Annotated in this window: 7 protein-coding genes; 2 read left to right on the plus strand and 5 right to left on the minus strand. The window is 73.1% G+C overall.

Annotation, left to right across the window (positions count from 1 at the left end; all coding sequences use genetic code 11):
• Positions 1–12 precede the first annotated feature (12 nt).
• Positions 13–549, minus strand: coding sequence for a hypothetical protein (locus ACLQ25_RS25645; RefSeq protein ID WP_425733348.1), 537 nt, complete (start codon positions 547–549; stop codon positions 13–15).
• Positions 549–2,429 (minus strand): DNA primase, encoded by a 1,881-nt coding sequence (gene dnaG / locus ACLQ25_RS25650; RefSeq protein ID WP_425733349.1) that lies wholly within the window; start codon positions 2,427–2,429, stop codon positions 549–551. Before dnaG ends, ACLQ25_RS25645 begins: the two co-directional genes overlap by 1 nt.
• 135 nt (positions 2,430–2,564) lie before the next feature.
• Between dnaG and ACLQ25_RS25655 the strand changes: the two genes are divergently transcribed.
• Complete coding sequence (locus ACLQ25_RS25655) at positions 2,565–3,770, plus strand: low temperature requirement protein A (RefSeq protein WP_425733350.1); 1,206 nt, start codon at positions 2,565–2,567, stop codon at positions 3,768–3,770.
• A 7-nt stretch (positions 3,771–3,777) separates the two neighbouring features.
• On the opposite strand, the gene ACLQ25_RS25660 is transcribed toward ACLQ25_RS25655, so the two are convergent.
• Genes ACLQ25_RS25660 through ACLQ25_RS25670 form a run of 3 tightly spaced genes read right to left on the minus strand, consistent with a single transcriptional unit; the run spans position 3,778 to position 6,269 of the window.
• On the minus strand, positions 3,778–4,608 hold the full coding sequence (locus tag ACLQ25_RS25660; RefSeq protein WP_425733351.1) for a siderophore-interacting protein: 831 nt from the start codon (positions 4,606–4,608) through the stop codon (positions 3,778–3,780).
• 14 nt (positions 4,609–4,622) lie between these two features.
• Positions 4,623–5,873 (minus strand): deoxyguanosinetriphosphate triphosphohydrolase, encoded by a 1,251-nt coding sequence (locus tag ACLQ25_RS25665; protein WP_425733352.1) that lies wholly within the window; start codon positions 5,871–5,873, stop codon positions 4,623–4,625.
• A gap of 42 nt (positions 5,874–5,915) precedes the next feature.
• Positions 5,916–6,269 (minus strand): VOC family protein, encoded by a 354-nt coding sequence (locus tag ACLQ25_RS25670; RefSeq protein ID WP_425733353.1) that lies wholly within the window; start codon positions 6,267–6,269, stop codon positions 5,916–5,918.
• Positions 6,270–6,520: 251 nt separating this feature from the next.
• Between ACLQ25_RS25670 and ACLQ25_RS25675 the strand changes: the two genes are divergently transcribed.
• Entirely contained in the window at positions 6,521–7,021 is a 501-nt protein-coding gene (locus ACLQ25_RS25675; RefSeq protein WP_425733354.1) for a roadblock/LC7 domain-containing protein, read from the plus strand.
• The last annotated feature ends 161 nt before the right edge of the window (positions 7,022–7,182 follow it).

Here is a 7,182-nt window from a genome sequence, read left to right on the forward strand (position 1 = left end):
TCGGGCGTCGGCTCACAGGTCCCCGGGTGCGGTGGCGGCGCGCGCCACGTTGACCAGACGGTCGGTCTCGGCCAGCAGGGCATCGTCGTCCGCCGGGGTGCCGGGGTCGAGTCGGACCGTCCAGGTGAGACCGTCGGCCCCGGCCACGCGGCGGGCCGCGACCCGCGCCGCGCCGCCGGGCACCGGCTGGTGCTCGGTGTACGCGACCGAACGCGTCACCCGCGCCCGCACCTGGTGCGGCAGCTCACCCGGGTCGAGCAGGAAGTACGTCTCCGTCGGGCCGTCGGCGACCACCGTGTAGCCGTCACGGTCGACGACGGTCTCGGCGGGCGTGACGGCCAACTCCCGGCCGGACCAGACCGCCTTGAGGATGGTGTGCCAACCCAGCCGCTGCCCCCGGCCGGGCAGCCACAGCCCGAGGTTGCTGGCGACCACCACGCCGTCGCCCTCACCGTTGCCCGCCGCCGCCCAGGCCAGCACCCGTTCGTCCGGGGCCAGCGGCGGCCGGTCGGCCGGTGGCAGCTTCGGCTTGCGGCTGAACAGTCCCATCAGAGGCCTCCCGCAGCCTGCTCGCGAAGCGCCCGCGCGTGCTGCTCCAGGGACAGCAGCTCACCGAAGGCGGCGAAGTACTCGTCCTTGTTGTTGACCGGGTTGATCCGCTGGATGCGCGACTTGAGGTCCCGGATCCGGGAGGTCACCGACCCGAACTGCACCCGCGCCATCGTGATCGACACGTAGCGCGGGTCCGGTTCGCCGTCGATGCGCAGCGGCTCCACCGCCAACTCGCCGACCAGCGCCGCCGCGGCCAGATCGTCGCAGGCGTCCCGGACCGACTCGATCCACACCGCGCCGCCGGTCGCCGACGCGGCACCGCCGGCCGCCGCGAGGGCCGCCCGCACCGCGACGTGCACCGGGTGGCGGTATTCGGTCGACTCGACCGCGTCGAACATGGGCCCGGCCAGCACCGGCTGCTGGAGGGCGAGCTTCAGCGCCTCCCGCTCGACCATCGACTGCGGGCTGTCGAGCACCGGCTCGGGGCGCGCCGAGGGGGGCCGGGCGGCGGGGGCGGCGTCGCGGGTGCCCGGCGGCGGGGTGTTGGCGGCGGCGAGCACCGCCCGCTGCACCGGCTCGATCTCCATCCCGAGGTCCATGGCGAGCTTTCGGACGTACTCCGGACGCTTCTCCCGGTCCTTGAGTCGCGCGACGAGCGGCGCGGCGTGGCGCATGGCCTCGACCCGGCCGTCGACGGTGTCCAGGTCGAAGCGGCCGATCACGTGCCGCAGCGCGAAGTCGACGAGCGGCTCACGGCGGGCGACCAGATCCCGCACCGCCAGGTCACCCTTGGCCAGCCGCAGGTCGCACGGGTCCATGTTGTCCGGGCTGACCGCGATGAACGTCCGCCCGACGAACCGCTGGTCGTCCTCGAAGGCCCGCAGCGCGGCCTTCTGGCCGGCGGCGTCACCGTCGAAGGTGAAGATGATCTCGCCGGCCACCTCGTCGCTGTCGAACAGCAGCCGCCGCAGGACGGAGATGTGGTCGGCGGCGAACGCGGTGCCGCAGGTCGCCACCGCCGTCGTCACCCCGGCCAGGTGGCAGGCCATCACGTCGGTGTAACCCTCGACGATGACCGCCCGCCCCTGCTTGGCGATCTCCCGTTTGGCCTGGTCGATGCCGTAGAGCACGTTCGACTTCTTGTAGATCGGCGTCTCGGGGGTGTTCAGGTACTTCGGGCCGTCGTCGTCGTCGAAGAGCTTGCGCGCGCCGAAGCCGATCACGTCGCCGGCGAGGTCACGGATCGGCCAGAGCAGCCGACGGCGGAACCTGTCGATCAGGCTGCCGGAGCGCGACTCCCGGGAGAGCCCGGCGGTGACCAGCTCCTGGTGGGTGAAACCCTGCTGGCGCAGGTGCTTGGTGAGCAGGTCCCAGCCCTCCGGGGCGAACCCACATCCGTAGCGCTCGGCGGCGGCCCGGTCGAAGCCGCGCCGGGCCAGGAACTCCCGCGCCGGCCGGGCCCCGGCCGTGCTGAGCTGGGCCCGGTAGAAGTCGACAGCGGCGGCGTGCGCGGCGACCAGGCGCTGCCGTTGCCCCTGCTGGGGGCGGGGGCGCGGGGTGCTCCTGTCGTCCTCGACGTAGCGCAGCTGGATGCCGGCGCGGCCGGCCAGCCGTTCGACCGACTCCACGAAACTGAGGTGGTCGGCGTCCATCAGGAACTTGATGGCGTCGCCGCCGGCCCCGCAGCCGAAGCAGTACCAGACGTTGCGGGCCGGGGAGACGTTGAACGACGGGCTCTTCTCGTCGTGGAACGGGCACAGGCCCTTCAGGTTGCCGCCACCGGCGGACTTGAGGGTGACCGTCTCGGAGATCACATCCCCGATCGAGGTGCGTTCCCGGACCAGTGCGATGTCCTCGTCCCGGATCCGCCCAGCCATGCGCCACCCCCTCGGCGTACATCCTGCCCTGCCGGACCGGCGACACGTCCGCCGGGGGACGCCGGTGTGGCGACCACCGCTGCCGCCTGGGCGGTTCCGGCCCGCGAGCCGGCCCCGCCCGGGGACCATGACCAGATGCGCAGGGTACGCACCGGAGCCCCCCACGTACCGGACTGGTTGGCCAGGCGGATCGGGCTCGGCGGGCTGGGCCCGCGGGTCGACGAGGCCGGCCACCGGCACGCCACCTGGCTGGAACTCTTTCTCGACGTCGTCTTCGTGTACGCGCTGGCGGCGGTGACGGCCCGGCTGGGCACCGACCCCTCGCCGTCGCCGACGGCCGTGCTGGCCGTGATCGGCCTCTTCGTGGTGATCCAGTGGGCCTGGCTGGGGCAGGTCTACTACGACACCCGGTTCGACCCGGACGACTCGGTGCACCGCCTGCTGGTGCTTGTCGCACTGGTCGGCGCGGGCGCGATGACGCTCGGGGTCGACGAGGTGCCGGAGAGCGTGCTCCTGCCGGTCGGGTACCTGATCGTGCGGGGCGTGCTGCTCCTGCTGTACCTGCGGGCACGGCCGACCAGCTCGATGGCCCGCGCGGTGACGACGGTCTACCTGATCGGCTTCGGGTCCGGCTGGCTGATCTGGCTGGGGTCGCTGGCGGCACCCACCAAACTGCGCCCCGTCCTGTGGATCGTCGGGATGACGATCGAACTGTCCACGCCCTGGGTCGGTGTGCGCCGGCTCAACCGCTGGCCGGTGGACAACCGGCACCTGCCGGAGCGGATCGGGCAGTTCACCATCATCATCCTGGGCAGCGCGCTGGCCAGCCTGCTCTTCGCCGTGCCGGACCACCCGCCGCCCCACATGATCCTCACCGCCGCGCTGGCGTTCCTGATCCCGGCGGCCGTCTGGTGGGTCTACACCACCTTCGTCACCACCCGCCTGCTCCAACGGCGGCTACGTGGCGGGCAGGCGTACAGCTACCTGCACATCCCGCTCGGCGGGGCGCTGCTGCTGCTCGGCTGGGCGCTCGGCCAGGTGGTCCGGCTGGTCGACGCCAACGCCAACGGACTGCCCCTGGAGTTGCGGCTGCTGCTCGGCGCATCGATGGTGATCTGGACGCTCTGCGGTCTTGCCCTGTACTGGCTCTGGAACCGACCGAGCACCGCCCGGTTGGCGATCGCCGTCTACGGCGTGGTCTCGGTCTCCCTGATCACCGTGACGGTGCACCGACCAAGGCTGCTGCTGTCGCTGCTCTCCCTGGCGATCGTCGGGTACGCCGTCCTGGTCAGCCGTCGACTCGCCCGGGCCAGCGAAGCGAATCAGCCGTCCGAGGAGTGAACGGCCCTCAGGCGGCGGCGGCCTCCTCGGCCACCACCTGGTTGTTCCAGTCGGCCTTGGTGGAGCGCCAACCCTCGTCGTCCATGCCACGCCGCCAGTAACCGGAGATGGAGAGCTGGTCGAGGGGCACGCCCCGTTCGCCGCGCAACAGCCGGCGCAGGTCCCGGACGAAGGCCGCCTCACCGTGCACGAAGGCGTGCACCCGGCCAGCCGGGAACTCCAACGCCCGCACCGCCTCGACCAGCGCCGCACCCACCGGGCGGTCGCCCCGGTGCAGCCAGGTCAGCTCGATCGCGCCGGGGCTGAGCAGCTTCTGCTCGTCGGCCGGGTCGCCGATCTCCACGAAGACGTGGGCCGGCGCACCCAGCGGCAGCCGCTCCAGCGCGGCGGCGATCGCCGGCAGGGCACTCTCGTCGCCCACCAGCAGGTGCCAGTCCGCGTCCGGGCTCGGCGCGTACGCCCCGCCGGGGCCGACGAAGTGCACCGGGTCACCCGGACGCAGCGCGGCGGCCCACGGGCCGGCCAACCCCTCGTCGCCGTGGTGCACCACGTCCACGGTCAGCTCCTCGGCCAGCGGATCCCACCGCCGCACGGTGTACGCCCGCAGCCGGGGCCACTGCTCCCGGGGCAGGTCCCGGCGGATCGCGGCGAGGTCCAACGGCAGCGGGTACGCGACCCCGGGCTGCGGAAACACCAGCTTGATGTAGTGGTCGGTGAACTCGCCCACCGGCAGGCCGGCCAGCTCGTCCCCACCGAGGACGAGCCGGATCAGGTGCGGGGTGGGTCGTTCGGTGCGCAGCACCCGGACCGAGGTGACGTTCCTGGGGCGTTCCGTCATGTGGTTAGGTTAACCTAAGTTAGCACTGTGGCGTCACCCACCAGGCGCGTGTGCCAACTCACCGCCGCCGGGTCGGTGAGCGAGGCGACCTGGTCGATCACCACCCGCAGTCGGGCGTCGTCGTCCGGGGCCGCCCCCCACAGCGGCGCGAAGATCGGATCGAGCCCGTCCGGTGCGCGCCGGAGCAGCGCCGCCACCAACTCCGCGAGCATCGTCCGCTGCCGTTCGTAGCGGCCCCGGAAACCCGAGCGACGCATGACGTACCGCAGGGCGATGCCCTTGAGCAACGCGCACTGGGCACGGGCCAGCCTCGGCACCACCAGGTCGGCGTCGTAACGGCGGTGCGGGCCAGGGCCCGAACGCTCCTCGGTGGCCTCCACCGCGGCCGACACGAACCGGCCGGTCAGCCCGCTCGTGGTGGCCTTCAACGCGACCTGGGCGCGGTGGCTGCCGTCGTACCCGGCGAGCGGGGCGAGCAACGGGTCGGCCAGCAGGTCCACCAGCACCTCGGCCAGGTCGGCGGCGGACTCCCCGGAGTAGGCGGCGGCCACGTCGGCACAGAGCGCCGCCCGCTCGTCGGCGTCCGCGAGCAGCGGACCCAGCGTGACGTACCCGCCGTGGATGCCGTCCTCCACGTCGTGCACCGAGTACGCGACGTCGTCGGCCCAGTCCATCACCTGCGCCTCCAGGCAACGCCGGTCGCCGGGCGCACCGGCCCGGATCCAGCCGAAGACCGGGGCGTCGTCCGCATACACCCCGAACTTGCGTTGCCCCGGGCGGCGCGGCCAGGGGTACTTGCCGATCGCGTCGAGCGACGCGCGGGTCAGGTTCAGGCCGGCGGACGAACCGTCCGGGGCGAGCACCTTCGCCTCCAACCGGGTCAGCACCCGCAACGTCTGCGCGTTGCCCTCGAAACCACCGCACGGCGTGGCCAGCAGGTCCAGAGCGGACTCGCCGTTGTGCCCGAACGGCGGGTGCCCCAGGTCGTGGGCGAGCCCGGCGACGTCGACCACGTCCGGGTCACAGCCCAACCGGGCACCCATCTCCCGCGCGATCTGCGCCACCTCCAGCGAGTGCGTCAGCCGCGTACGCAGGAAGTCGTCAGTCCCGGCCGTGTGCACCTGGGTCTTGGTGGCGAGCCGCCGGAACGCCGCCGAGTGCAGCACCCGGGCACGGTCACGCTCGTACGGTGAGCGGCGGTGCCCGGTGTCCTTGGGCGCCTCCCGCACCAACCGCGCATCGGCCGCGGAAGGCTTACTTCTCACGCAGCCGTCGCTGTTCGCGACTGCGGGGCTCGCACAACCGGCTCACTCCTCGCGCTCACGCAGGACGCAGAACTCGTTGCCCTCCGGGTCGGCGAGCACCGTCCAGTCGACATCGCCCTGGCCGATGTCGACGTGCCGGGCACCCATGTCGACGAGCCGCTCGACCTCGGCCTCCCGGTCGGCCGGGCGCAGGTCCAGGTGCAGTCGGTTCTTCCGGTCCTTGCCCTCGGTCACCGGACCGAAGAACAGGGCGGGAGACCGATCCACGGACTGGCGGATCTCCACGCCGTCCGGCTTCTCGGTGACGATCTGATAGCCGAGCGCCTCGGCCCACCACCGGGCCAGTCGCGCCGGATCACGGGCATCGACGGTGAGGCTCTCCCAGACGCTTGTCATTCAGTCACCCTTCCCGTTCGACGGCGTACACAATCAGCCGTTTGCGAGCGAGCCAAGGTTACGCCCGTCCCGGCTGGTCGACGTGCCCCCGACGCGTCGATGAATCGTCCACAACCGCCGATCGGCCCTGAGTTGTGGACCGATTGCCCTGGGTCACAGGCTCGCAAGCGGCGGTGGCCACCGGTAGCGTTCCCAGCGCGGAACGTGACGAGCGACCGACACGCAGATCCCGACCGGTAAGGGAGCAGCTCGTGGACGCAGACACCGTGGTGGGTGCGGAGCTACGCGGGCTGCGCCGGCGCCGACCCGAGGTCGCCGGGGCGGTGCTGGCCGGCACCGACGGCCTGCTCATCTCCAGCGACCTGCCCAGCACCGACGCCACCCACCTCGCCGCGCTGGCCGCCGCCAGTTTCGGGCTCGGCCACCGGGTAGCCGACACCGTCCGGCGGGGTGAGTTCCGGGAGTCGGTGGTCTGCACGACGGCCGGTTGCGTGGTGACCTACCCGGCGGGGCGCACCGCCCTGCTGACCCTGGTCACCGCGTCGGCGGTGGAGGATCTGGAGACGCTGCACGAGGAGGCTCGGGCGGTGGCCCGCCGGACCGGTTCGGTGTTGGACACGCGCGTCGGCGGTGGCGGCGCGAGCGCGGTTCCGGACGGGCACGCGCCGCTGGCTGTGCGTACCCCGATGGCGACCCTGCCGACGCAGTTGCGTCGCCCGTCCCGACCGACCTGGCGTCGCCCGCCGATCTGATCGTCGGTGCCGGGGGGGGGGGGGGGGCCCCCCCCCCCCCCCCCCCCCCCCCCCCCCCCGGCCCCCCCCCCCCCGCCCCCCCCCCCCCCCCCCCCCCCCCCCCCCGCCCCCCCCCCCCCCCCCCCCCCCCCCCCCCCCCCCCCCCCCCCCCCCCCCCACGA

The organism is Micromonospora sp. DT44, from assembly GCF_049841635.1.
Lineage (GTDB): Bacteria > Actinomycetota > Actinomycetes > Mycobacteriales > Micromonosporaceae > Micromonospora.

Excerpts from the sequence above, each read along its gene's own strand:
- ACLQ25_RS25660 (WP_425733351.1), bottom strand. The coding sequence starts at position 4,608 with ATGACGGAACGCCCCAGGAACGTCACCTCGGTCCGGGTGCTGCGCACC.
- ACLQ25_RS25645 (WP_425733348.1), bottom strand. The coding sequence starts at position 549 with ATGGGACTGTTCAGCCGCAAGCCGAAGCTGCCACCGGCCGACCGGCCG.
- ACLQ25_RS25670 (WP_425733353.1), bottom strand. The coding sequence starts at position 6,269 with ATGACAAGCGTCTGGGAGAGCCTCACCGTCGATGCCCGTGATCCGGCG.
- ACLQ25_RS25655 (WP_425733350.1), top strand. The coding sequence starts at position 2,565 with ATGCGCAGGGTACGCACCGGAGCCCCCCACGTACCGGACTGGTTGGCC.
- dnaG (WP_425733349.1), bottom strand. The coding sequence starts at position 2,429 with ATGGCTGGGCGGATCCGGGACGAGGACATCGCACTGGTCCGGGAACGC.